Genomic DNA, 2,070 nt, shown 5'->3' with positions numbered 1-2,070 from the left:
GGTGACGTCGTCGATAAGGAGGTGATCCAGCCGCAGGTTCCCCTACGGCTACCTTGTTACGACTTCACCCCAGTCATGAACCACACCGTGGTGATCGCCCTCCGAAGTTAGGCTAACCACTTCTGGTGCAGTCCACTCCCATGGTGTGACGGGCGGTGTGTACAAGGCCCGGGAACGTATTCACCGTGACATTCTGATTCACGATTACTAGCGATTCCGACTTCACGGAGTCGAGTTGCAGACTCCGATCCGGACTGAGACCAGCTTTTCGGGATTGGCTCCACCTCGCGGCTTCGCAACCCTTTGTACCGGCCATTGTAGCACGTGTGTAGCCCTACCCGTAAGGGCCATGATGACTTGACGTCGTCCCCACCTTCCTCCGGTTTGTCACCGGCAGTCTCCTTAGAGTTCCCGCCTCTACGCGCTGGCAAATAAGGACAAGGGTTGCGCTCGTTACGGGACTTAACCCAACATTTCACAACACGAGCTGACGACAGCCATGCAGCACCTGTCTGTGCGCTCCCGAAGGCACCAAGGTATCTCTACCAAGTTCGCACGATGTCAAGGGTAGGTAAGGTTCTTCGCGTTGCATCGAATTAAACCACATGCTCCACCGCTTGTGCGGGCCCCCGTCAATTCATTTGAGTTTTAACCTTGCGGCCGTACTCCCCAGGCGGTCGACTTATCGCGTTAACTGCGCCACAAAGTCCGCGAAGGACCCAACGGCTAGTCGACATCGTTTACGGCGTGGACTACCAGGGTATCTAATCCTGTTTGCTACCCACGCTTTCGCACCTCAGTGTCAGTGTCAGTCCAGAAGGCCGCCTTCGCCACTGGTATTCCTCCCGATCTCTACGCATTTCACCGCTACACCGGGAATTCTACCTTCCTCTCCTGCACTCTAGCCTGACAGTTCCGGATGCCGTTCCCAGGTTGAGCCCGGGGCTTTCACAACCGGCTTATCAAGCCACCTACGCGCGCTTTACGCCCAGTAATTCCGATTAACGCTCGCACCCTCCGTATTACCGCGGCTGCTGGCACGGAGTTAGCCGGTGCTTCTTCTGTGGGTGATGTCCTCCCTCGGGGGTATTATCCCCAAGGCTTTCTTCCCCACTGAAAGTGCTTTACAACCCGAGGGCCTTCTTCACACACGCGGCATGGCTGGATCAGGCTTCCGCCCATTGTCCAATATTCCCCACTGCTGCCTCCCGTAGGAGTTCGGGCCGTGTCTCAGTCCCGATGTGGCTGATCATCCTCTCAGACCAGCTACGGATCGTCGCCTTGGTGAGCCATTACCTCACCAACCAGCTAATCCGACATAGGCTCATCCGATAGCGCAAGGTCCGAAGAGCCCCTGCTTTCTCCCGTAGGACGTATGCGGTATTAGCCTGGGTTTCCCCAGGTTATCCCCCACTACCGGGCAGATTCCTATGCATTACTCACCCGTCCGCCGCTCGACGCCTGGGAGCAAGCTCCCATCGTTTCCGCTCGACTTGCATGTGTTAGGCCTGCCGCCAGCGTTCAATCTGAGCCATGATCAAACTCTTCAGTTTAAGATCATATAGTCCTTACCCCTCAAGGAAGGAAGCGGACCAAACTTGGCTCAAGGTTCAAACGGTTCTCAAAAAGACCCGAAGGCCTTTGACGAGTCGCTTGCCTTGATGGTTCTGTGACTGGTCACCGAACTCATCGACAAGCGCCCACATGAATTACCTGATCGATTGTTAAAGAGCGGCTCCAACTGCCGGGAGCGTCTCGCTTGCTGTCGTGGCGTGAGCCGTGGCTCCCGTCTCGCCAGCGCCCTGCGAGGAAGGCGTATTCTACCGATTCGCTGCAGCCTGTCAAGCGGTGGTTGGCGGTGCCTGGCACCCCGTCCGGTTTCCGCTGACTGCCCGCCTCATCCTGCCGAGGCGGCGGCGCCGGAAGCTCTTGCCGAGCCCCGTCGAATCCAGTGGTGCGCATTCTAGCGAATCCGCGGTGCCTGTCAAGCGAGGAAATCTTCGAAGCATCCGAAAACCCCAAGCAGAACAACCACTTCTACCACCCTTCACCGCCTGCAACCTTGCTGGT

The 2,070-nt window shown here is 57.2% G+C and carries 1 rRNA gene; it reads right to left on the bottom strand.

Annotated features, from left to right (window positions below):
• Positions 1-14: 14 nt before the first annotated feature.
• Positions 15-1,553, bottom strand: a 16S ribosomal RNA gene (locus tag J5F18_RS03280).
• Between the last annotated feature and the right edge of the window lie 517 nt (positions 1,554-2,070).

Source organism: Halomonas sp. BM-2019 (assembly GCF_017584085.1).
Note: the sequence above shows the minus strand (reverse complement) of the source record. Positions and strands in the feature narration are given on the sequence as shown.